Origin of the sequence: Holophaga foetida DSM 6591, from assembly GCF_000242615.2 — a bacterium.
In the GTDB taxonomy this organism is placed as follows: domain Bacteria; phylum Acidobacteriota; class Holophagae; order Holophagales; family Holophagaceae; genus Holophaga; species Holophaga foetida.
Window position 1 is genome coordinate 430,740 of record NZ_KI912268.1, and the last position, 23,103, is coordinate 453,842.

Consider the following 23,103-nt stretch of genomic DNA (forward strand, 5'->3'; position numbering starts at 1 on the left):
AACAGCGTCGCTCCCCCTAGTGTTGCGGCAACCCTGAAGGTGTTTGAACTTCTGGAGTCAAATAGTGGTCTTATTGAGCGTGTAAAAGCCGATGGTCGTTATTTTCGCGGCAGTTCATTAGCCTTCTGCTTTTATCCTGCATATCCTGTTGAAAAGCTTTGAACAGGATATGCAGGATGGGCAGGATAAAGACATCCCCCGGCAGAGCCGGGGGGTTTCCCGAAAAGGCTGCTGATACGCATGCGCCCTGGGGCAAAGCCGTGGGTCGCTGGTATGTGTCCTTGGTGTCTTCCTGTGGCTCAGCTCTTTGCAGTTGTGGCGGGACCAGCGACACCCATGCCTTCTTCGATGGCCTGGATGAGGGCCGGACGGAGCTGGTTGGGGTCGATGATGCCATCCAGGGAGCCCACCTGCTTGGCCCGCTGGACGGTATGGATGGCATCGAACTGCTCGGCCACCTCCCGTGTCTTTTCCGCCATGACCGTGGCCAGGATGGTCTGGAGATCCTTGCGGGCCTTGTGGGCCGTGGGGTCGGCCTTCAGGCGCTTCTCGGCCCGGACCACCCTGGGGTCCTGGAGGGCCAGAGAGCGGGCCTCCTCGGGGAAGACCACCGCCGCCGCAGGGGCGCCGCCGATGACCGAAGCGAAGGAGCCCGTGAGGGCCAGGGCCTTGAGGTTCGGGTTCAGGGCCTTGGAGAAGACCACGTAGGCGCCGCCGTGGTAGCGGGCCACCACACAGAAGACGATGGGCCCCTTGAAGTTCACGATGGCGCGCCCGATCTCGGCGCCGTACTCCAGCTGGAGACGCCGCAGGGATTCCGGAGAACCGTCGAAGCCAGAAAGGTTGGCGACCACGATGAGGGGGCGGTTGCCGGAGGCCGCGTTGATGGCCCGGGCGATCTTCTTGGAGGCCTGGGGGAAGAGGGTGCCGCCGGACCAGGAATCGGGACCGTCCGAGGGGACATAGCCCATGCGGGGCAGGGGTTTGGATTCAATTCCCACCATGCAGGCGGGCCAGCCGCCGATGTGGGCGTCCCAGATGACTGCCACGTCGGCATCGGTCTGGATGGGCCAGCGCTCCAGGGGCTCGCAATCCTTGTCGATGACGGCACGCAAGGTGGCCCGGATATCGAAGGGTTTCTTGCGGCCGGGATTGGTCTCTTCCTGGAAGATCTCGCCGATGGTCTCGAAGGGCTCGGGGCCGGTGTAGGGCTCCATGCAGACATTCCGGTCAATCTCGTCGCTGGTGGGACGGCGGCGGGGACCGGGCTCGCCAGGTGCGCAGTACGTGTGCTCGTAGTAGCGCATCAGGATCTGGCAGGCCTCACCCAGATCATGGGCGTGGTACTGGGCCTGACCATTGGGACCCATGATGCGCTCGAAGCCGCCAATGCCCAGGTTGTCCTCGGCGGAGACGCTGCCGGAATAGTCCAGGGCCCGTTTGCCGGTGAGGAGCATGGAACCCGTGGGGGTCATGATCAGGCAGCCACGGGTGTGCATGAGCATCGTGGATTCCGCATTCCAGTAGGACTGGGCGCCCACGTTGATGCCATCCACCACGACGTTGATCTCCCCACCCTTCTGGGTGAAGTGGATGATGCGCCGCAGGACGGAGGCCGTCCAATCCAGGTTCTCGGTGCCGGAGTCCATGGCGATCTTGGCGCCACTGGAGACCGGGAACCATTCGAGGGGAATGTTCATCTCCTCCGCCAGGTTGAGGGCGGCGATGACGCGGCGGCATTCCGGCTCCGAGAGGGCTCCCAACTCGCGAATGGCATCGCCGAGCACTAGGACGCGGGTGATGCCGTCAGGGTACTTGTCTGTGAAGTTCCGAACCACGCCTACGACCACATTGGCGGCGTTCTCGCCATACGGGCGGCCCTTGACCGAGATCAATCGATCGCCGTTCTCTGGGTCCAGATCGTATTCCTCGAACTCGCCTGCTGCGAACTTGGCCGAGGCTTCCGCCGGGGCGATCATCTTGACGATCTCATAGACATACGGAACCCGACGTTGCCGCGCCCGCACCAGCTTGAGGGTGTAGTCATCCAGGGCCCTAAGGGGCTCGGAATGGGGTTCGTTCAGCGTCATCTCGTGGCGTGGGCCGGTGCGGTCGGAGATCGAAAGGACGATGTCCTGAGGCTCCTGTGTGCTGTCCTCCTGCAGCATCATGCGCAGGGATATCTTCTCCAGCCCCAGGTTGTGGGCGGAGGGGAAGAGGCGGTCCACGATCCGGAAGATATCCTCCCGGCGGGCCTGAAGGGTCGGCCAGAAGAGAATCGTGACCCGGTTCCAGGGAAGGCGGGTCTTGGGGCCGCGTCCCAGCTGCTGGCCCCGGATGGCATGGAAGGACTCGAGGAGGGTGTATTCCAGTTCCGGCAGGGCGATGACCTGCCCCTCGGCATCCCGCACGGGGTGAAGCTCGCGCACCTCAGCCGTGGCGAAGAACCGTTCGTCACGGGGATTCTTCTGGGCCCTGGCATGGAAGAGATGGAGATCATCAGAGCTGAAGACCCGGCGGGCGTCAAAATCCCGCATGCGCCAGAGCTCCAGGCGTTCGGCCACCGCAGGGTGGAAGCCCCGCTGGACGGCGATCTCTTCCCAGCCCTTCTTCTTGCGGGCGAAGGTTATATACTGCATCGCCGTTTCTGGGTGGATGAGCATGACGCAGACCCGTTGTATGCGGGCATCCAGCTCACACATGGTCAGGGCATCGGTGAGGAGGCTGTGGTCCGACTCTTCGCAGGGTTCTTCAGGGATCGAAACGAAGAGGTCCACCACGGCCCGGGCGCCGGTCGGGATCTGGGCCGCCAGATGGTTCAGGCCGCTGAGGGCCTCTTTGATCGCGCCGATTTCCGCGAAGGTGGCCAGGATCCGGATGGGCTGGCCGTCCTTTTCGATGCGCGCCAGGAGTTGCAGGCGGCCATCCACCCGCAGGGCACAGGGCTCACTCACCGGCCTGGGGCGATAGAGGCGGCGCAGCATCACTTCCATGACCAGTCCCGTCAGGCCCTCCTCGCCCTGGAGGAGCATGGGCGCGAAGTGGGACATGAGGGAGAAGGGGAAACGCGTCAACTCCTTCATGAGGGCGGCGCGTTCCTCGGAGTCATGCTGATCGAAGCTGGGTCCCAGGCAGGAGTGCTCCTCCCGGAGTTTCTGGAGTGCCACCCGCACCTTGACAAGGGCATCCTCCTTGCGCTGGACCTGATCCTGGGCCTCGAAGAGCTGGTAGCGGGCCTGGAGGGCCGTCTCGCAGACAGCGGGGCTGGCGTCCTGGGTGAGGGCCACCAGCATGTCCAGGATCTTCCGGAAGGCTGGGCGGCGGGCGGAAGCACGCCAGGTCGGCAGATCCAGACAGGCCTGAACCAGAGCCGTCATGACCCGGTTCTTGGTGGCGAGGCTCTGATGGGAACGGAAGATCCGCACCAGGGCGCTGTTGAGAGCGGGGCAGGGGGTCAGGGAGGTGATGCCGTAGTGCTTCAGTGCCTTGCGCAGGGCCCAGAGGAAGTCCTCGGGCAGGCCCTTACCCTCGGAGCGGTATTCCCGGAGGTAGAGGTGGAAGCTCTGCTCATGGGAGGTCCAGGGCATGGAACTGGAGCTTCCCGAATACTGCCGGGAGAAGAGTCCCTCAATGTCCAGGTAGACCGCCAGCAGGCGGGGCACCATATCGAAATCGATCTGGGGAGCAGAGGTCTCGGGGTCGGAAACCACCAGACCCGCCAGGAACTCCCGCAGGGCGTCATCCCCCAGGTCGAAGCCCAGGAGGAGGCGGCGCAGTTCGCGATGGATGAACAGGGAGAGGGTGCGGTGGTCCGTATCGCCGTTCTGAAGGGACAGCACGGCGGTATTGCTGGGGAATTCGAGGCGGGCGCTCTCCTTCACCGATGCTCCGGCTTCCACCAGGGGCTCCAGCACGAGCAGGGGCTCGCCGGCGGCGACCTGGACGCCCTGGCGCACCAGGACCTTGCGCACCCGACCGTCGATGGAGGCCGTCACGGGCATCTCCATCTTCATGGCCTCCAGGGCCAGGAGGCGGTCCCCAGCCTTGACCTGGCTGCCCTCCTTGACGTGGAGCTTGAGGACCAGGCCGGGGGCGGGAGCCCGCAGCAGGCCACCGGGATCCCGGGAAATGTCGTAACGCCAGCCATCGATCTCGACCAGATGGTCCAGGCCGGTGGCCACGGTGATGACCCGCTGCTGCCTGGGACCTTCGGGAGTCGCGTAGGAAACCCGCGATTCATAAGGGCCGTCGTGGCTCAAACAGAGATCGATCTGGGCGTTGTCCACTCGGATCCGGTAGAAATCAGGTTCCAGGGTGGAAACGTGGAACTGATAGGTACCACCGCCGTATCGCAGTTCGATGGGGCGGCGCTGCTTGGGGGCCATGACCGGCCGACCCCGGGAAGCGGAGGCGAAGAAGTTCATTTCCTCTTCGTGGTGCTGTTTCCGGTGGAGTTCGATGGCGGTGGTGAGGAGGGCCACCCAGGCATCGGGCCCGGTGGCTCCGCCGAAGCCCTTGCGCATGAGGGAGTCGATCCAGCCCGTATCGATGGCGGAGGTGGCGAACTCGGGACGCTGCAGGAGCTGGAGCAGGAAGGCCTTGTTGGTGTTGCCGCCCTCGACCACGAGCAGGGATTCGAGCAGGGCCCGCACCAGTCGTGCTCTGGCCTGTTCACGGGTGGCGCCGGTCACAATGATCTTGGCGATCATGGAGTCGAACTCAACGGGGATCTGGTCCCCTTCCCGGATGCCGGAATCCGTGCGCACACCGGGGCCCAAGGCGGGGCGGAAACAGACCACCTTGCCGGGGGCCGGGGCGAAGTTCCGGGCCGGATCCTCGGCGCAGACCCGCACCTCGATGCAGTGTCCGTGGGTGGCGGGCGGCTCGGGGGGCAGGGCCTCGCCCCGGGCCACGGCAATCTGCATCTGCACCAGGTCCACGCCCGTGGTCTCTTCGGTGACCGGGTGCTCCACCTGGAGGCGGGTGTTCATTTCCATAAAGAAGAAGCCCGCAGGCTTGTCCTGGGTGGCCGGTTCGTAGAGGAACTCAGCCGTGCCGGCGCTGGTGTACCCAGCGGCCTTGGCGACACGGACGGCGGCTTCCTTGAGGGCCCGATCGATTTCGGCGGGCAAGGGGGCAGGGGCCTCCTCGATCACCTTCTGATTGTTGCGCTGGGCAGAACAGTCGCGGGTGCCTACGGCCCAGGTGGTGCCATGCTGGTCTGCCAGGATCTGGACCTCGACGTGCCGGGCGGCCTTGACCTGGGCTTCCATGAAAACGGTGCCGTCGCCGAAAGCCTTGCGGGCCTCAGCGGCGCATGTCTCGAAGGCGTCCTCAAGATCCGCCTCTCTGTGGATGAAGCGGATGCCCCGCCCACCGCCGCCTGCCGTAGCCTTCATGACCAGGGGGAAGCCGATGTGCTTGGCGTGGGTCTTCGCAGCCTCCAGGGAATCAACAGCTCCCCCGCTCCAGGGGGTCACGGGAACGCCTGCGGACTCGGCCAGGAGCTTGGAACCGATCTTGTCCCCGAGCTTGCGCATGGCGTCGGCCGTGGGCCCCAGGAAGGTGATGCCGAGCTCCGTGCAGAGTTCGGCGAATTCGGCGTGTTCGGCCACAAAGCCCCAACCCACCCATGCGGCATCCGCCTGGGTCGCCACCAGAGCCTCCCGCAGGGCGGTGTAGTCCAGATAACGGCTCTTGCGGCGGGGCTTGCCTTCCTCGTCGAGATCCTTCTCGTCCAGGAACATGGGGGTTCCAAGGCAGTGGGAGGCGTCGGCCTCCCGCACGAACATCGCGGCCTGGTCAGGTTCCGTATAGAGGGCGATGGTCTTGATCCGGGTCTCGTGGATGGCATTCCAGTCACGGACGGCCCGCAGGAGTCTCATGGCCGGTTCGCCTCGGTTGATAATGGCGATCCTCTTGAAATCCCTGGTAAGGCATTGGGTCATCTTGACTGCTCCCGTGCTTGGAATACCCGTATCTCCGGCATTCCAGCCAATGATGATCCTGCTTATGGCAGGGTCAGGTCAACTTTGGATGTGACCGAGGTCCCCTCGGACCCGGTGCAAGCCATTATGAATGTTGTGAAAATCAACCATTCCCATTTTCCCTTTCAAGGCTCCAGTGGGCCCCCATCCTTGATGTAAACTGATTGTTTCGGACCTTGGAAGACTGCACGGATGGGCGATTCCCGGGTACCGCTTGCCTGATGTGAGCCAGAAACTCTTTTTGGAATTCCTAAATGCGCGAAATGGACAAGGCCTTTGATTTCAAGACCGCCCAGACCCGGTGGTATGCCCAGTGGGAGGACTCGAAGATCTTCGAGGCCCAGCCCGAAAGTGGAAAGAAGCCCTGGTCCATCGTGATCCCGCCGCCCAACATCACGGGCAACCTCCACATGGGCCACGCCCTGGTCTTCACCCTCCACGACATCCTCACGCGCTTCAAGCGGGCCCAGGGCTTCGACGCCCTCTGGGTGCCCGGCGTGGACCACGCGGGCATCGCCACCCAGGTGGTGGTGGAGCGGCAGATCAAGGAGGCCGAAGGCAAGACCCGCCACGATCTGGGCCGCGAGGAATTCCTCAAGCGTCTCTGGCAGTGGAAGGATCAGAACCAGGGCGATATCGAGAACCAGTTGCGCCGCCTCGGCGCTTCCGTGGACTGGACCCGCAAGCGCTTCACCATGGATCCGGACCTGAACAAGGCCGTGCGCAAGGTTTTCGCCGCCGCCTACAAGCAGGGGCGCATCTACAAGGGCCCCCGCATGATCCAGTGGGACCCGGCCAGTCAGACCGCCCTTTCTGACCTGGAAGTGAAGTACGTCGAGAAGCAGGGCAAGCTCTGGCACCTCCGCTACCCCCTGGCGGATGGTTCGGGTCAGTTGGTGGTGGCCACCACCCGTCCCGAAACCATGCTGGGCGATACCGCCGTGGCGGTGCATCCCGAGGACGAGCGCTACAAGGCCTTCGTGGGCAAGATGCTCAAGCTGCCCCTCACGGGCCGCGAGATTCCCGTGGTGGCCGACGAGATGGTGGACCCCAAGTTCGGCACCGGCTGCGTTAAGCTCACCCCGGCCCACGATCCCAACGACCATGCCGCGGGCAAGCGCCTGCACCTGCCCAGCATCACGGTGATCGGTTTCGATGCCAAGATGACTGCCGAGGCCGGTGCCGCCTACGCGGGCCTGGACCGCTTCGAGTGCCGCAAGAAGGTGCTGGCGGATCTGGAGGCCCAGGGCCTCCTTGAGAAGATCGAGGATTACACCCACCAGGTTTCGGTTTCGGACCGCACGGGCTGCGTCCTGGAGCCCCTGGTCTCTGAACAGTGGTTCATGAAGGTGGACGAGGCTGCGAAGGCTGCCCTGGCCTCGGTACGGGATGGCCGCATCCGCTTCACCCCCGAGCGCTGGGCCACGGTCTGGGAGCACTGGCTCAACAACATCCAGGACTGGTGCATCTCCCGCCAGCTCTGGTGGGGCCACCGCATCCCCGCCTACACCTGCCTGGGCTGTGGCCACCTCATGGTCGAGGAGGAGGCCCCGGACACCTGCGACAAGTGCGGCTCCGAGAAGCTGGAGCAGGACCCCGACACCCTGGACACCTGGTTCAGCTCGGCCCTCTGGCCCTTCAGCGTCTTCGGGTGGCCCGACGAGACCCGGGACCTCAAGCGCTACTACCCCACCAGCGTCCTCATCACGGGCTATGACATCCTTTTCTTCTGGGTGGCCCGCATGGTGATGTCCGGCCTCCTCTGGACGGACGAGGTGCCCTTCCGGGACGTCTACTTCAACAGCCTGGTGCGCGATGAGCACGGCAGCAAGATGTCCAAGTCCAAGGGCAACGTCATCGACCCCCTGGAGACCATGGAGGAGTTCGGCACCGATGCCCTCCGCTACTCCCTGGCAGCCATGGCGGCCCCCGGCACGGACATCTCCCTCTCCAAGAGCCGCCTGGAGGCCTCCCGGAACTTCTGCAACAAGCTCTGGAACGCCGCCCGTTTCGTGCAGATGAGCCTGACTCCGGACGTGACCCTGGCGGTGGAGCCCGAGCTGGGCGAGGCCGAGTACTGGATGGCCGCCCGCATGAAGGACGCCCTGGAGCGCACCACCCAGGCCATCGAGGAGTTCCGCTTCCACGAGGCCGCCGAGATCCTCTACCACCTGGTCTGGGACGATTTCTGCGCCACCTACATCGAGCTGGCCAAGGTGACCCTCCAGCAGGGCACGACGGAGCAGAAGGCTGCCATCCTCCACTTCCTGGACATCCTTCTGCGGGCCCTTCACCCGGTTGTGCCCTTTGTTACAGAAGAGATCCACGAGGCGGTGATGTCCGAGCGCCTGGTTCCGGGTGAGCCCAGCTTCCTGGCGGCCCGGTCCTGGCCCCTGGACCACCCCATGCTTCAGAAGAAGGGCGGCAACCCCGAGCTCATGCCCAAGTTCCAGGAGGCCCTTTCCGCCATCCTGCGCCTGCGGGCCGAGAACGGCATCGATCCCGGCAAGCGTCTTCCCGGCTTCACCACCCTGAAGGAGCTGGAGGTCTTCCTGGACGGCTTCAAGTCCATGGCCAAGCTGGAGAGCCTCAGCTTCCTGGATGGCGATCTGGCCAGCCCCAGCCGTGCGGTTTCCGTGGTGGGTGGCGGTCTGGTGGCCCTGGAGCTGGCGGGCCTCAAGGATCCGGCGGCGGACCGAGCCAAGCTGGAGAAGGAATTGGAGAAACTCGAGAAGGAGGCCACCCCCCTGCGGGAGCGTCTGGCCGACGAGAACTTCGTCAACAAGGCTCCCCAGGTTGCCGTGGACAAGATGCGGGGACAGCTTCGCGAGAAGGAAGGGCGCCTGGCCAAGGTCCGGGCCCTGCTGGGATAGCCCCATGGAAACCACGCTGCTGGACCGTATCCCCCTGACCCTGGATGTCCAGGAACTCAAGACCATCCTGCGCCTGAGGGAGAACCCCCGGCGCCTGGAGCGGTTGACGGAAATGGTGGCCGAGGCCCAGGCGGTGGCCCGTCCCAAGGCCATCTTCCGGATGGCCCCCATCGATGCGATCGGGGAGGACACGGTCACGGTAGCTGGCGTCGCGTTCCAGAGCCGTCTCGTGAAAATCAACCTCAAGGAGGTGGGGCGGGTCTTCCCCTTCGCCGCCACCTGCGGGGTGGAGCTGGACCACTGGTCCCACGGCTTCGATAGCCCCCTGGAGGGCTTCTGGGCTGACACCATCAAGGAACAGGTGCTCCTCAAGACCATGGAATACCTGGTGCCCCACGTTAGTGAAACCTACGCGGCGGGTCCCGTGGCCATGATGAACCCTGGCTCGCTGCCGGATTGGCCTCTGGATCAGCAGATACCCCTCATGGGTCTCCTGGGGGATGTGGAGGCCCAGACCGGCATCCGTTTCAGCCCCAACCTGATGATGTTCCCCACCAAGTCCCTGACGGGCATCATCTTCTCTACCGATACCAAGTACGAGAACTGCATGCTCTGCACCAACCTGGACTGTCCGAGGAGAAGAGCGGAGTTCGATCCGCTGCTCTACAAGGAGAAACTGGGATATTCAGGATGAAATGGATGGAAACAGCGAACAGGGGGGTTGGCGCTCGGACTCGATTCCACGAAGCGGGGTAGGCCAGTCTTGGTGTGAGTCTATACTCGGGTGTCTATGAGTGACACCGCCGCCCTTGTCTGGTTCCGCCGCGATCTGCGGGTGAAGGATCACGCGGCCCTGCACCACGCCCTCGGGCGATACGGGCAGGTCCACTGCGTTTTCGTTTTCGATGCCCCCATCCTGAATGCCCTGCCTTCGAAAGAGGATCGCAGGGTGGAGTTCATCCTGGGCTCCGTGCGGGAGCTGGACCGCGAGTTGGCGCAGCCTTCAGGTCGGTCAGGCCTTCTGGTGCGGCACGGGGATGCCCGGGAGATCATTCCTCGTCTGGCCCTGGAGCTGGGGGTCCGGGAGGTGGTCTGCGCCCGGGACTACGAGCCTGAGGCTGTTCGGCGCGATGAGACCGTGGCCCGGGCCCTTGAGGGCCTGGGGATCGCCTTCACGGCCCTCCGGGATCAGGTGATCTTCGAGGCCGACGAGATCCTGACGGGGGCAGGGCGTATGTTCTCGGTCTTCACGCCCTACCGGAACGCCTGGATGCGGACCCTCGGCCCCCACCGTCTGGCGCCTTTTTCGGTGGAAGGGCTGGAGCGCCTGGCGCCCAAGCCTCCCGGGGAGCGGATTCCCGAGCTGGAAGAGCTGGGCTTCAGGAAGACCGATCTGGCTTTGCGGGCGGGCACCAGGGGCGCGCGGGTATTCTGGGAAGGTTTTCAAGAAAAGATCGACAACTATAAGTCAAATAGGGACTTCCCTGCCATTGACGGGGGCTCCCGCCTTTCGGTCCATCTGCGCTTCGGCACGATCTCCATCCGGGAGCTGGTGCGCTTCGCCCTGGAGCGCGGCACCGAGGGGGCCCAGGCCTGGCTCAATGAGCTGATCTGGCGGGAGTTCTACCAGCAGCTCCTCTGGCACCGTCCCGAGGTGGAATCCCACGCCTTCCGATCCGGATACGATCTCATTCCCTGGGAGGAGGGGCTGGAGGCCGAGGCCCGCTTCCAGGCCTGGTGCGAGGGACGGACAGGCTATCCCCTGGTGGACGCCGCCATGCGGCAGCTCCTCTCCACGGGCTGGATGCACAACCGGCTCCGCATGGTGACGGCCTCCTTCCTCACCAAGGACCTGGGGATCCACTGGCTGCGCGGGGAGCGTTTCTTCGCCCGGCACCTGCTGGACTTCGATCTGGCTGCCAACAACGGCGGCTGGCAGTGGGCGGCCTCCACGGGCTGCGACGCCCAGCCCTGGTTCCGCATCTTCAATCCCGTCACCCAGTCCCGGAACTTCGATCCGGAGGGCGAGTTCATACGCAGGTACTGCCCCGAACTGGAGGAGGTGTCCGCCAAGCAGATCCATGCTCCGTGGGCGGTGGAGGGTGTGGACTACCCGCCCCCCATCGTGGACCACGCGTTGGAGCGCCAGCGTACCCTTCAGCGTTTCAAGGGGTTGGGTGGGTAACTGGCGTATTGAACGGGTGGGACCGGATCCGACTCTGAGGACGCCAGACGGTCCCATGGGTTGGAAGGTGCTCCGGCGCGGCGTGGCGGATCTGCACCGGAGGGGTTTCGTTATTTTTAATCCTTTATCCTGGCCATCCGTGCGCATCCTGTTCAAAGCTTTTCAACAGGATATGCAGGATGGCCAGGATAAAAGAAGAAGGCTGATGAATGGCTATGAAAACAAGTTGCCAATGTGATTTATAAATACATACAACAGTGGGCACTTCCGCAGCACCCCTCACCCTCCCGAAGCCAAGCCGGAGCGTCAAGGTGGACAGCACTCGTCTAGATGTTGGCTCTGAGCAGTTCCCTCAACACATACGGCAGGATTCCCCCGGCACGGTAGTATTCGACCTCGATGGGGGTGTCGATCCTCAGCTTCAGCCAGGCATTGATGACGTTCCCATTGGGGTGGGTGATGCGGAGCTGGGCTTCGCTCTGGGGCTTCAGTTCGGGGTCGAGTTCGATATCGATGAGCTCGTTGCCGACGATTCCCAGTGTCTCCCAGGAGTCGCCCGGCATGAACTGGAGGGGCAGGACTCCCATGCCCACGAGGTTGGCGCGATGGATGCGCTCGAAGCTCCGGGCCACCACGGCCTTGATGCCCAGGAGCTGGGTGCCCTTGGCTGCCCAGTCCCGGCTGGAGCCGGTGCCGTATTCCTCACCGGCGAAGACCACCGTGGGCACGCCTTCGGATTGGTAGCGCATGGCGGCATCAAAGATAAATAGTTTATTATTGCTTGTCTGGTGCAGGGTCAGGCCGCCCTCCTCGCGGGAGCCGTCCTCTTTCATGGGCAGCATGAGGTTCCGGATGCGCACATTGGCGAAAGTGCCCCGCATCATGACCTCGTGGTTGCCCCGACGGGAGCCGTAGGAATTGAAGTCGGCCTTGGCCACGCCCTGGGCCAGGAGGTACTGCCCCGCCGGGGAGGCCTCCTTGATGGAGCCTGCCGGGGAGATGTGATCCGTGGTGACGGAGTCCCCGAAGAGGGCCATGATCCGCGCCGATCTCACGCCCGGTGTGAATCCGGGATTCTCTCCAAGGCCGAATCCCTCGAAGAAGGGGGGCTTGGCGATGTAGGTGCTGGTGGGCCAGGAATAGGTCTCCCCGGTCGCGCCCGCGATCTTCTCCCACAGCTTGCCGGGCTTGCTGGCCACCTTGGCGTAGTTCTCCCGGAATGCCCTGGGCTTCATGGCTTTCTTGAGCAGGGCCCGGATCTCCCTGGCCTTGGGCCAGATGTCCCCGAGGAAGACCGGTTCACCCTTCTGGTTCTCCCCCAGGGGTTCCCGCAGGAGATCGACGGTCACGTTCCCCGCCAGGGCGTAGGCCACCACCAGGGGCGGGCTGGCCAGGAAGTTGGCCTTGATGGCCGGGTGGATCCGGGCTTCGAAGTTGCGGTTGCCCGAGAGCACCGCAGCCCCCACTAGGTCGTGGGCCGCGATGACTTCGTTGATTTCTGGGGCCAGTTCGCCCGAATTCCCGATGCAGGTGGTGCATCCGTAAGCCACCAGGTTGAAGCCCAGCTTGGCCAGGGGTTTGAGGAGGCCCGCATCTTCCAGGTACTCGGTGACGATGCGGGAGCCTGGGGCCAGGGAGGTCTTGATGTGGGGGGCCACCCGCAGGCCCGCCTCCACGGCATTCCGGGCCAGGAGCCCCGCCGCCAGCATGACGCCGGGGTTGGAGGTGTTGGTGCAGCTTGTGATGGCGGCGATGAGCACATCGCCGTTGTGCAGTTCGAGTCCCTCGCCTGCTGGGTAGGCCCGGTGCAGGGACTTGGGGAAGATCTCCGCGAAACGGGCGGCCATGTGGCCGATCTCGATGCGGTCCTGGGGCCGCCTGGGACCCGCCAGGGAGGGGATGATGGTGCCGAGGTCCAGGCTGAGGGTCTGGCTGTAATCGATCTGGCCTGCCTGGGGCACACCGAAGAGCTCCTGGGCCCTGAAGTAGGCCTCGAAGGCTTCGATCTCCTTCCTCTTCCGGCCCGTGGCCTTGAAGTAGGCCAGGGTTTCCTCGTCCACCGGGAAGAATCCCATGGTGGCGCCGTACTCCGGGGCCATGTTGGCGAGGGTGGCGCGGTCCGGCACCGTCAGGCTGGCGGCGCCCTCGCCGAAGAACTCCACGAACTTGCCCACCACCTTCTCCCGGCGCAGGATCTCCGTGACCGTCAGCACCAGATCCGTGGCGGTGACGCCATCCCGCAGCTTGCCCTTGAGCTCGAAGCCCACCACATCGGGGGTGAGGAAGTAGACCGGCTGGCCCAGCATGGCGGCCTCGGCCTCGATGCCCCCCACGCCCCAGGCCACCACGCCCACCCCATTGATCATGGTGGTGTGGCTGTCGGTGCCCACCAGGGTGTCCGGGTAGTAGACGCCATCCTCGCTGCGGTGGACACCCCGGGCCAGGTATTCCAGGTTGATCTGATGGACGATGCCGAAGCCCGGAGGAACCACCTTGAAGGTCTGGAAGGCCCCCATGCCCCACTTCATGAAGGCGTAGCGTTCCTGGTTTCGCTGGAACTCCAGCTCCATGTTTCGTTTCAGGGCGTCCTTGGTGCCGTAGTGGTCCACCATCACCGAGTGGTCCACCACGAGATCGACGGGCACCAGGGGTTCGATGTGCTTCGGATCCTGCCCGAGCTCCCGGGCCACATCTCGCATGGCGGCGAGATCCACCAGGAGGGGCACCCCCGTGAAGTCCTGGAGCACCACCCGGGCCACCACGAAGGGGATCTCGTCCACCCGCGGGGCCTCGGGCTGCCAGGCGGCGAGCTGCCTCACGTGCTCCGGCGTGATGCGCCTGCTGTCGCAATTGCGCAGGACGCTCTCCAGCACGAGTCGGATGGAGATGGGCAGGCGGCTTAGGTCCTGCCCGAGGTGCTGTCCGAGGGCAGGGAGGGAGAAGAAGCTGCCCAGCTCCTTCAAGGGTGCAAGCATGCTTCCGAAGGGGTGGGCAACGGCCATGAGGCTCTCCTGGACAGGGATTCACCGGAAATGATAGGCTACTGCCATGTGCATTTCCCTGCGAATCAGCATTCCGCACCCTCGCCCCATTTTCCGGGGTGGGTGGGGAGTCTCGCGCTAGATTCACTCGTTGAACAGATCGACGCTACCCGCACCCCCGCACCGGTCGGGGTTTTTTCGTATCAGGAGCTTCCATGACTGCTTTCCCTAGCGTGGCCGTGATCGGTTTCGGAACCATGGGACAGGCCATCAGTGCCGGTCTGGTGGAGGCCGGCGGCTTCCCGCCGGAGCGGATCCATCCTGCGGACCCCAACCACATGGCCGTGGCCCCCAAGGCTGCCGCCATGGGGGTCACCCTGGCCGACAGCCCTGCGGAAGCCGCCAAGGCGTCCGATGTGGTGCTCCTCTGCGTCAAGCCCAAGGAGATCGGGCCGGTTCTGAAGGAACTTAGCAAGGTCGGTGCCCTGAATCACCATCCCCTGGTGATCTCCATCGCGGCGGGCGTCACCCTGGCATCCCTGGAATCCCATGTGCCCCAGGGCACCCCCGTGGTGCGGGCCATGCCCAACACGGCCTGCTCCGTGCACCAGGGCATGGTGGTGCTCTCCCCCGGCCAGGCAGCCTCGGAGGATCACTTGGCCAAGGCCCGGACCCTCTTCGAGCCCATCGCCCGGGTCATGAGCCTGGAGGAGAAGCACCTGGATGCCGTGACGGCCCTCAGTGGAAGCGGCCCCGCCTTCGTCTTCGTGATCCTGGAGGCCCTGGCGGAGGGCGGTGTCCAGTGCGGGCTCCCCCGTGCCGTGGCCCAGGAGCTGGCTGCCCAGATGACCCTGGGGGCCGCCACCATGGCCCTCAAGAGCGGCAAGCACACGGCGGCCCTCAAGGATGAGGTCTGCACCCCTGCCGGCAGCACCATCGCCGGACTCATGGTGCTGGAGGACGGCAAGCTGCGCTCCACCATCGCCCGGGGCATTGAGCACGCCACCCGCGTGGCTGGAGGGCTGGGGAAATGACCTTCCATCGTAGCCATCCCCACCGCATCGTCATCAAGGTCGGCACCAACGTCCTGCTGGATGCCGACGGCTATCCCGCCCTGGGGCGCCTCTTCACCCTCATGGAGGCCCTGGTGGCCCTGCGCCGCGATGGACGGGAGATTGTCCTGGTGAGTTCCGGCGCCATCGGCCTGGGGGCCCTGCGCCTGGGGCTGGCCTCCAAGCCCAAGACCCTGGACCTCAAGCAGGCCTGCGCCGCCGTGGGCCAGGGCGAACTGATGGGACTCTACCAGTCCGGGTTCCACCGCATGGATACGGTCTGCGCCCAGGTGCTCCTGGTGGAGGATGACTTCGCGGATCCCGTGCGCCGGGGCAACCTCCGGGCGACCCTGGAGAAGCTGCTCCAGCTCGGCGTGATCCCCATCATCAACGAGAACGACACCGTTTCGACCCTGGAACTGGAGCGGGTGGAAGAGACCCCGGCCCGGCGTCGGGTCTTTGGCGACAACGACAAGCTCTCGGCCCTGGTGGCCGCCGAGGTCGAGGCCGATCTCCTGCTCATCCTCTCCGATGTGGAGGGGCTTCACGAAGCCAATCCCAAGGTGAATCCCGAAGCCCCCCTCATCCCCGTGGTGAAGGAGCTCACGCCGGAGATCTGGGCCCTGGCCCAGGGCGGCAGCGAGCGGGGCCGAGGCGGCATGAGCACCAAGCTCGAAGCGGCCCGCCTGGGGATGGATGCAGGTGTGGCTGTGGTCATCGCTTCCGGCGAGAAGCCGGGATCGGTTCGTGATGTGGCCGTGGGGCGGCCTGTGGGCACCTATTTCGTGCCCCGTCCCAGGTCGGAGAAAGAGGTGAAGGCATGACGACGAATCTGGAACAGGATGTGCTGGCGCGGATTGCCGATGCCCGCAGTGCGGCCACCACGCTGGCCTTCAGTGCCCATGATGTGCGTTGCAAGGCCCTCCGTCGGGCTGCGGAGCTTCTTGAAGAGCGGATGGACGAAATCCTGGCGGCCAACGCCGAGGACCTCAAGGCCGCCGAGCCCATGCTGGCCTCCGGGGAACTGAGCGACTCGGCCTACCAGCGCCTCAAGCTGAACAGGGTCAAGGTGGAAGAGATGATCCGGGGCCTCGAGTCCGTGGTGGAGCTGGCCGATCCCCTGGCCAGGCTCCAGATCCGCCGCCAGCTCGACGAAGGTCTGGTGCTGGAGCGCCGTCCCGTGCCCCTCGGTGTCCTGGCGGTGATCTTCGAATCCCGTCCCGACGCGGCGGTGCAGATCAGCTCCCTGGCCATCAAGTCCGGCAATGCGGCCCTCCTCAAGGGCGGCCGGGAGAGCGCCCACTCCGTGGCCTGCCTCGTGGGGCTCATGAAGCAAGGGCTCAAGGAGGCTGGGCTTTCCGAGAACGCCCTGGTGATCCTGGAGAACCGGGCTTCCATCGATATCCTCCTCCAGCAGAACCAGTCCGTGGACCTAGTGATCCCCCGGGGTTCCAGCGAGCTGGTGCGCTCCATCCAGGCCCGCACCCGCATCCCCGTGCTTGGGCATGCCGAGGGCATCTGCCACATGTACCTGGACACCAAGGCCGATCAGGCCATGGCCGTGCGCTTGGTGCGGGACGCCAAGCTCCAGTACCCCGCCGCCTGCAACGCGGTGGAGACGGTGCTCATCCACGAGGCCATAGCCCTGGAGATGATCCCCAAACTGGTGGGGGATCTCACCCCCCGGGGTGTCGAACTGCGGGGCTGCGAGGCCACCCGCGTCATCGCCCCCATGATCCAGGCTGCCACCGAGGCGGATTGGGACACGGAGTACGGTGCCCCCATCCTGGCGCTGAAGGTCGTAAAGGACCTGGACGAGGCCCTGGCCCACATCCGGCAGCACGGCTCCGGCCACACTGAGTGCATCATCTCGGAGGACGCCGCCGTCGTGGAGCGCTTCCTCAATGAGGTGGACGCCGCCGGGGTCTACCACAACGCCTCCACCCGCTTCGCCGACGGTTTCCGCTACGGCTTCGGCGCCGAGGTGGGCATCAGCACCGCCCGCATCCACGCCCGGGGTCCCGTGGGTCTTGAAGGTCTCCTGATCTACAAGTACGTCCTCAAGGGCCACGGCCATGAGGTCGCCCCCTACTGCGGCGAAGGCGCCAAGCCCCTCCACGCCGACGACCTGCCACTTTGAGGAATTCCACCACGAAGACACCAAGGACACTAAGGGACACGAAGAAAAGCAGGATGCCTTTCTTCTCTTTCTTTTGCTTTTCTTGGTGTTCTTCGTGCCTTGGTGGTGGAAGTGCTTTTTCCGGAGCCCCCGATGACAACGAAGTACATCAAGAAGATCCTGGAGGCCAAGGTCTACGAGGTGGCCATCGAGACGCCGCTGGATGCGGCGCCTCTGCTGGATGACCGTCTGGGCAACCGGATTTTCCTGAAGCGGGAGGATCTCCAGCCGGTCTTCTCCTTCAAACTCCGGGGGGCCTACAACAAGATCGCCTGGCTGAGTCCCGAGGAACGGAAGAACGGCATCGTCACGGCCTCGGCGGGCAACCATGCCCAGGGGGTGGCCCTGGCGGCCCAGCACCTCGGCATTCCCGCCATCATCGTCATGCCCAAGACGACCCCCCAGATCAAGGTGAATGCCGTACGGCGGCGCAAGGCCAAGGCTGTCCTCTTCGGGGACAGCTATGACGAGGCCTGCGAGCACGCCCTGGCGCTCTCCAAGGAGCAGGGGCTTCCCTTCGTCCACCCCTTCGATGATCCGGAGGTCATCGCGGGGCAGGGCACCATCGGCATGGAGATCATCCGCCAGCACCCTGGTCCCATCGAAGCTGTCTTCGTTCCCGTCGGCGGGGGCGGGCTCATCGCCGGGGTGGCAGCCTACATCAAGTACCTGCGTCCCGAGACCAAGATCATCGGCGTGGAGCCCGAGGGCTCAGCCGTGCTTTACCATTCCCTGAAGGCGGGCAAGCGGGTGACCCTGGACAAAGTGGACATCTTCGCCGATGGCGTGGCGGTCAAGCTCATGGGCGAGGAGACCTTCCGCATCTGCAAGAAGTGCGTGGACGAGGTCATCCGGGTCAATACAGACGAGATGAGCGCGGCCATCAAGGACATCTTCGACGAGACCCGCTCCATCGCGGAGCCCTCCGGCGCCCTGGCGGTGGCGGGCATCAAGAAATACGTCGAGGCCACCGGCGCCAGGCAGGAGAATCTGGTGGGCATCATCAGTGGGGCCAACATCAACTTCAGCCGCCTCCAGCATATCGCCGAGCGGGCCGAGCTGGGGGAGGACCGCGAGTGCCTCTTCGCCCTGAACCTCAAGGAGAAGCCCGGTGCCCTCAAGGCCTTCTGCAGGGTTCTGGGACCCCGCCCCATCACGGAGTTCAACTACCGCTTTTCCGATCCTTCCCAGGCCTTTGTCTTCATCGGTCTCGCGGTGAAGGGGCGCGAGGAGCGGGAGAGCACCCTGGCCATGCTCAATGGCAAGGGTTACCGCGTGAAGGACCTCACGGGCAACGAACTGGCCAAGCTCCACATCCGCCACATGGTGGGCGGCCTGGTCAAGCAGGACATCAACGAGGTGGTCTACCGCTTCGAGTTCCCCGAACGCATGGGAGCCCTGCTGGACTTCCTATCCCACATGGCTGACACCTGGAATATCAGCCTCTTCCACTACCGCAACGATGGCGCCACCTATGGTCAGGTGCTGGTAGGGGTCCAGGTGCCCAAGGCCGAGCGCAAGGCCTTCCAGCGCTTCGTGAATGAGGTGGGCTACCCCTACACCGATGAGACCGAGAACCCGGCCTACCACCTCTTCCTGGGGGATCCGGATCGCACCACCTGCGACTAGGAAACATTGCTTTGATGGATCCTGTTTCAGCCCTTGATCACGCTCAGAAAGGCTTCTGCTGCGTGGCTCAGGGGCTTTTTTTCGATGCGCAGGAGGTAGATCTCCCGCTCATGCCAGAGTTCCTGAACCTTGACCTCCTTCAGGAGGCCCGCCTCGAGATCGCTCTTGACGCACAGGTAGGGCAGGAAGGCTACGCCCTCTCCGGCCTGGACCATGAGGCGGATGCCTTCGATGGAGGGCATCTCCAGGTCCATGTTGAGGTCCACCCGGGAATCCGTGAAGGTCTGGATGACCTTCTCCCGGTAGGGGCTGTTGACGTTGTGGGCGATGAAGGATTCCATGCTCAGGTCCCGGATGGAAATCTCGTCCCGTGAAGCCAAACGGTGGTTGGGGGCCACCACGAAGCTGAGGTGGTCCCTGGCGATGGAAATGGCGTCGAAGCGCTCATCCTTGGGGAGATGGCTCGAGAAGCCGAAGTCCACATCACCGCGCAGCATGTTCTCCGGGAGCTCGGAAGAGCGGCTCCGGCGGACCACCACCTTGACCTTGGGGTAGCGGCGGCGGAAGCGGACCAGGAGCGGGAGCAGGTAGGGGGTCATGCTCTCGTTGGCCCCCAGGGTGATCCGCCCTACGCTCTTGTTGCGAAGCTCCTGGAGCTGGTGCATCAGTTCCTGGTTCAGGTTCTCCTGGCGGCAGGCGGCTTCGAAGACCACCTTGCCTGCATCCGTCAGCAGGAGATCCCTGCCGCTGCGGTCCAGGAGGGTTTCCCCAAGATCCTCTTCGAGGCGGTGGATGGCCTGGGAAATGGCCGACTGGGTGCGCCCCAGCCGCTCACCCGCCCGGGTGAAGCTCCGCTCATTGACCACAGCCTGAAAGATCCGGAGGGAAAACTGGGGGTCCATGGCGTCTCCGCTTTTGCTAATTCAATCACGAATGCTAATTGTATCAAAAATAGAATCAATTTGTTTAATTCGAACCAGCGTTCCAGATTGAGATCTGTGGAGGTCCGCAATGGGCGACCGTGTATTCATCTTCGATACCACGCTGCGGGATGGTGAGCAGGCCGCCGGGTGCAGCATGACCGCGGCCGAGAAGGTCCAGCTGGCCCTTCAGCTTGAGGCTCTGGGCGTGGATGTCATGGAGGCTGGCTTTGCCATTGCCTCCGAGGGGGAGTTCACCGCCATCCAGGAGATCGCCGCCAAGGTCCGGCACTCCGCCGTGGCCAGCCTGAGCCGCGCCAAACGTGAAGACATCGAACGTTCTGCCCGGGCCCTGGATCGGGCTGTCCGACCGCGCATCCACACCTTCCTGGCCACCAGTCCCATCCACCGCGAGCACAAGCTGCGCATGGACAAGGAACGGGTGCTGGAGGAGACCGCCAAGGCCGTGGCCTTCGCCCGTTCCTTCGTGGATGAGGTCGAGTTCAGTGCCGAGGATGCCAGCCGCACTGAGCCCGAGTTCCTGGTGGAGGTGGCCCGGGTCGCGGCGGATGCCGGTGCCACCATCTTCAATGTGCCGGACACCGTGGGCTATGCCTTCCCGGAAGAGTTCGGGCCCCTGGTGGGCCGGGTGGTCCAGGCCATCGGGGATCGGGCCACGGTGAGCGTCCATTGCCACAATGACCTGGGGCTGGCGGTGGCCAACAGCCTGGCAGCGGTAGCCGCCGGGGCCCGTCAGGTGGAGTGCACGGTCAACGGCATCGGGGAGCGGGCGGGCAATGCGGCCCTGGAAGAGATCGTCATGGCCCTGAGGATCCGCCGGGATCTCATGGGACTCTCCACCGGCATCCGCACGCCGGAGATCTACCGGACGAGCCGGATGTTGTCGGGCTTCGTGGGTTTCGATCCCCAGCCCAACAAGGCGGTGGTGGGCCGCAACGCCTTCGCCCACGAGTCCGGAGTGCACCAGGATGGCATCCTGAAGGAACGCAGCACCTACGAGATCATGAAGCCCGAGGATGTGGGCTTCCCCGATACCGGCCTTGTGCTCGGAAAACACAGCGGTCGCAATGCCCTGCGGGCCAAGCTGGAGGCCCTGGGCATCCTCCTGGAGGGGGATGGGCTGGTCCAGGTATACCGCGCCTTCACGGATCTGGCGGATCAGCGCAAGAAGGGCGTGAGCGACGACGAGATCCTGGAACTGGCGCAGGGAGTGCTGGTCAATTGCGGCTAGGCCAGTCCTCGTTCTTTCAGCAGCGCTTCCACCAGGGGCACATCCTCCGGGGTGTCCACCCCCAGGCTGAGGTAGGGGGTCTGGGCGACGCCCATGGTCATGCCGTGGGCCAGGGCCCGGAGTTGTTCAAGCATCTCGGCCTGTTCCAGGGGATGGGGCGGCAGCTTCATGAAGGCCCGGAGGGCTTCGGGGCGGTAGGCGTAGAGGCCCAGATGGCGTTTGTACAGGGCGAGCTGCTCTGGCTTCATCCAGGGGCGGAAGTCCTGCTCGAAAACCTGGCTATTGCGCAGGTAGGGGATGGGGCTGCGGCTGAAGTAGAGGGCGTGCCCGAGATCGTTGGTGATGACCTTGACGATGTTGGGGCTGAAGAGCTCCTCGGTATTGCTGAAGGGGCAGGCCACGGTCCCAAGAGGCAGATCGGGGTTTTCCGCCATGAGTCTCACCAGAACCCCCACGGTTTCGGGGTGCATGGCCGGTTCGTCCCCCTGGATGTTCACGATCACATCGAAGGATTCGCCAAGGGCCTCCAGGGCCGCGGCAACCCGATCCGTTCCGGAAGGCAGGGCGGGGTCGGTCATGACCACTTCGCCGCCGAAGGCGAGCACGGCCGCCTGGATCCGCTCGTCGTCCGTGGCCACCACCACCCGGTCCACGCCTTCCGCTGCCTTGGCCGCCTGCCAGACCCGCTGGATCATGGGCTGACCCGCGATGGGGGCGAGGGGCTTGCCCGGGAAGCGGGTGGCCTTGTATCGGGAAGGGAGAACAGCCAGGGTGCGCATGGGATTCATCCTATCTAAATCTCTGTCTTCGCTGCTCTGGATTCGCAACCGTGGCAAAGTCGGCCCGGATTGTTCACAATCAAAGGTTTGGATTCCACTTGGAGGTTCCATTGACCCGTAAACTAGCTGCCTCCGTGGGCATCACCGCGACTGGCCAGTTCTTCCCCGATCGCATCGTCACGAATGATGAGCTGTCGCAGTACTGCGAGACCAACGACGAGTGGATCACTACCCGCACCGGCATCAAGGAGCGCCGCTGGGTTGAGAAGGGGGTCGGCTCCTCGGATCTGGGGGCCGAGGCCCTCAAGATGGCCCTGAAGAACCGGGGCCTCACGCCGGATGACCTGGATGCCATCGTGGCCTGCACCACCACGCCCGACATGTTCTTCCCCTGCACGGCGGCCCTGATCCAGCACAAGATCGGCGCCACCAAGTGCTTCGGCTTCGATCTGAATGCCGGGTGCTCCGGGTTCCTCTTCGGCCTCACCACCGGCGCCAATATGGTGGCCGGGGGCGGGTTCAAGCGGGTGGCTGTGGTGGGCTGTGATGTCATGAGCTCCATCCTGGATCTGTCGGACCGCAACACCGCCGTGCTCTTCGGCGATGGTGCCGGTGCGGTGATCCTGGAACAGGTCGAGGATGGCCTGGGTATCCTCGATTTCGAGCACTACATCGATGGCTCCGGGGGTGCCTTCCTGCGCATGGAGGCCGGCGGATCCGTGATGCCCGCCAGTGCTGAGACCGTGGCCGCCAAGAAGCACTACATCTACCAGGAAGGCAAGGAGGTGTACAAGCGGGCCGTGCGGGAGATGGCCGAGGCCAGTCGGCTGATGCTGGACCGGAACAACATCGACCCCAAGGATCTGAAGCTCTTCATCCCCCATCAGGCGAACATCCGGATCATGGAGGCCGCCGCCAAGCGCCTGGAGCTCCCCGCGGAGCTCATGGCCAACAACATCCGCTACTTCGCCAACACCACTGCGGCCACCATTCCCACGGCCATGCACCAGTGCTACGAGGCTGGACGCATGGGGAAGGGGGACACCCTTGTGCTGGCGGCTTTTGGGGCCGGGTTCACCTGGGGCGGAACGCTGCTGAAGTGGGCTTACTGATGCAGTTCCGGGGGGACCGTCCGGTCGCAAGCGACCTCTGCGTCCCCCCGGACCCCCGTGCCTTGCTTGGCGGAGCCGCGCTCGGCACCGTGCAGTTCCGGGGGGACCGTCCGGTCGCAAGCGACCTCTGCGTCCCCCCGGACCCCCGTGCCTT

At 64.5% G+C, this 23,103-nt stretch carries 13 protein-coding genes; 9 read left to right on the forward strand and 4 right to left on the reverse strand.

What is annotated here, in order from left to right; genetic code table 11:
* Positions 1–299: 299 nt before the first annotated feature.
* On the reverse strand, positions 300–5,948 hold the full coding sequence (locus tag HOLFODRAFT_RS0201930; RefSeq protein ID WP_005036985.1) for an ATP-binding protein: 5,649 nt from the start codon (positions 5,946–5,948) through the stop codon (positions 300–302).
* A gap of 293 nt (positions 5,949–6,241) precedes the next feature.
* On the opposite strand from HOLFODRAFT_RS0201930, the gene HOLFODRAFT_RS0201935 reads away from it, so the two are divergent.
* From HOLFODRAFT_RS0201935 to HOLFODRAFT_RS0201945, 3 genes are all read left to right on the forward strand, one after another.
* A complete protein-coding gene (locus tag HOLFODRAFT_RS0201935; protein ID WP_005036983.1) occupies positions 6,242–8,860 on the forward strand; it encodes a valine--tRNA ligase in 2,619 nt (872 codons plus the stop codon).
* Positions 8,861–8,864: 4 nt separating this feature from the next.
* Positions 8,865–9,554, forward strand: coding sequence for a hypothetical protein (locus HOLFODRAFT_RS0201940; RefSeq protein ID WP_005036981.1), 690 nt, complete (start codon positions 8,865–8,867; stop codon positions 9,552–9,554).
* Positions 9,555–9,650: 96 nt separating this feature from the next.
* Positions 9,651–11,045, forward strand: a complete 1,395-nt coding sequence (locus HOLFODRAFT_RS0201945) for a cryptochrome/photolyase family protein (RefSeq protein WP_005036979.1) — start codon at positions 9,651–9,653, stop codon at positions 11,043–11,045.
* Positions 11,046–11,371: 326 nt separating this feature from the next.
* Here HOLFODRAFT_RS0201945 and acnA read toward each other — a convergent pair whose 3' ends face one another.
* Entirely contained in the window at positions 11,372–14,047 is a 2,676-nt protein-coding gene (gene acnA / locus HOLFODRAFT_RS0201950) for an aconitate hydratase AcnA (RefSeq protein WP_005036977.1), read from the reverse strand.
* Positions 14,048–14,241: 194 nt separating this feature from the next.
* Between acnA and proC the strand changes: the two genes are divergently transcribed.
* From proC to ilvA, 4 genes are all read left to right on the forward strand, one after another.
* A complete protein-coding gene (gene proC / locus HOLFODRAFT_RS0201955) occupies positions 14,242–15,060 on the forward strand; it encodes a pyrroline-5-carboxylate reductase (protein ID WP_005036975.1) in 819 nt (272 codons plus the stop codon).
* Positions 15,057–15,902, forward strand: coding sequence for a glutamate 5-kinase (gene proB, locus HOLFODRAFT_RS0201960; protein WP_005036972.1), 846 nt, complete (start codon positions 15,057–15,059; stop codon positions 15,900–15,902). The genes proC and proB overlap by 4 nt, the downstream gene beginning before the upstream one ends.
* Positions 15,899–17,218: a glutamate-5-semialdehyde dehydrogenase gene (locus HOLFODRAFT_RS0201965; RefSeq protein ID WP_005036970.1), complete on the forward strand. Its 1,320-nt coding sequence runs from the start codon at positions 15,899–15,901 to the stop codon at positions 17,216–17,218. Before proB ends, HOLFODRAFT_RS0201965 begins: the two co-directional genes overlap by 4 nt.
* 132 nt (positions 17,219–17,350) lie before the next feature.
* The gene (gene ilvA, locus HOLFODRAFT_RS0201970) at positions 17,351–18,886 is read left to right on the forward strand and encodes a threonine ammonia-lyase, biosynthetic (RefSeq protein ID WP_005036967.1); all 1,536 of its coding nucleotides are present in this window, start codon (positions 17,351–17,353) and stop codon (positions 18,884–18,886) included.
* Between the two features lie 26 nt (positions 18,887–18,912).
* Here ilvA and HOLFODRAFT_RS0201975 read toward each other — a convergent pair whose 3' ends face one another.
* Entirely contained in the window at positions 18,913–19,788 is an 876-nt protein-coding gene (locus tag HOLFODRAFT_RS0201975) for a LysR family transcriptional regulator (RefSeq protein WP_005036964.1), read from the reverse strand.
* 109 nt (positions 19,789–19,897) lie between these two features.
* Between HOLFODRAFT_RS0201975 and HOLFODRAFT_RS18825 the strand changes: the two genes are divergently transcribed.
* The gene (locus HOLFODRAFT_RS18825; RefSeq protein ID WP_005036962.1) at positions 19,898–21,058 is read left to right on the forward strand and encodes a 2-isopropylmalate synthase; all 1,161 of its coding nucleotides are present in this window, start codon (positions 19,898–19,900) and stop codon (positions 21,056–21,058) included.
* On the opposite strand, the gene kdsB is transcribed toward HOLFODRAFT_RS18825, so the two are convergent.
* Positions 21,055–21,837, reverse strand: coding sequence for a 3-deoxy-manno-octulosonate cytidylyltransferase (gene kdsB, locus HOLFODRAFT_RS0201985; RefSeq protein ID WP_005036959.1), 783 nt, complete (start codon positions 21,835–21,837; stop codon positions 21,055–21,057). The genes HOLFODRAFT_RS18825 and kdsB overlap by 4 nt on opposite strands.
* 110 nt (positions 21,838–21,947) lie before the next feature.
* Between kdsB and HOLFODRAFT_RS0201990 the strand changes: the two genes are divergently transcribed.
* Positions 21,948–22,949 (forward strand): beta-ketoacyl-ACP synthase III, encoded by a 1,002-nt coding sequence (locus HOLFODRAFT_RS0201990; RefSeq protein WP_005036957.1) that lies wholly within the window; start codon positions 21,948–21,950, stop codon positions 22,947–22,949.
* Positions 22,950–23,103 lie beyond the last annotated feature (154 nt).

What these genes read in the sequence shown, in the direction of transcription:
- acnA (WP_005036977.1), bottom strand. Translation starts at nt 14,047, where the DNA reads ATGGCCGTTGCCCACCCCTTCGGAAGCATGCTTGCACCCTTGAAGGAG.
- HOLFODRAFT_RS0201940 (WP_005036981.1), top strand. Translation starts at nt 8,865, where the DNA reads ATGGAAACCACGCTGCTGGACCGTATCCCCCTGACCCTGGATGTCCAG.
- HOLFODRAFT_RS0201975 (WP_005036964.1), bottom strand. Translation starts at nt 19,788, where the DNA reads ATGGACCCCCAGTTTTCCCTCCGGATCTTTCAGGCTGTGGTCAATGAG.
- HOLFODRAFT_RS0201935 (WP_005036983.1), top strand. Translation starts at nt 6,242, where the DNA reads ATGCGCGAAATGGACAAGGCCTTTGATTTCAAGACCGCCCAGACCCGG.
- proB (WP_005036972.1), top strand. Translation starts at nt 15,057, where the DNA reads ATGACCTTCCATCGTAGCCATCCCCACCGCATCGTCATCAAGGTCGGC.
- ilvA (WP_005036967.1), top strand. Translation starts at nt 17,351, where the DNA reads ATGACAACGAAGTACATCAAGAAGATCCTGGAGGCCAAGGTCTACGAG.
- HOLFODRAFT_RS0201945 (WP_005036979.1), top strand. Translation starts at nt 9,651, where the DNA reads ATGAGTGACACCGCCGCCCTTGTCTGGTTCCGCCGCGATCTGCGGGTG.
- HOLFODRAFT_RS0201930 (WP_005036985.1), bottom strand. Translation starts at nt 5,948, where the DNA reads ATGACCCAATGCCTTACCAGGGATTTCAAGAGGATCGCCATTATCAAC.
- kdsB (WP_005036959.1), bottom strand. Translation starts at nt 21,837, where the DNA reads ATGCGCACCCTGGCTGTTCTCCCTTCCCGATACAAGGCCACCCGCTTC.
- HOLFODRAFT_RS18825 (WP_005036962.1), top strand. Translation starts at nt 19,898, where the DNA reads ATGGGCGACCGTGTATTCATCTTCGATACCACGCTGCGGGATGGTGAG.
- HOLFODRAFT_RS0201965 (WP_005036970.1), top strand. Translation starts at nt 15,899, where the DNA reads ATGACGACGAATCTGGAACAGGATGTGCTGGCGCGGATTGCCGATGCC.
- proC (WP_005036975.1), top strand. Translation starts at nt 14,242, where the DNA reads ATGACTGCTTTCCCTAGCGTGGCCGTGATCGGTTTCGGAACCATGGGA.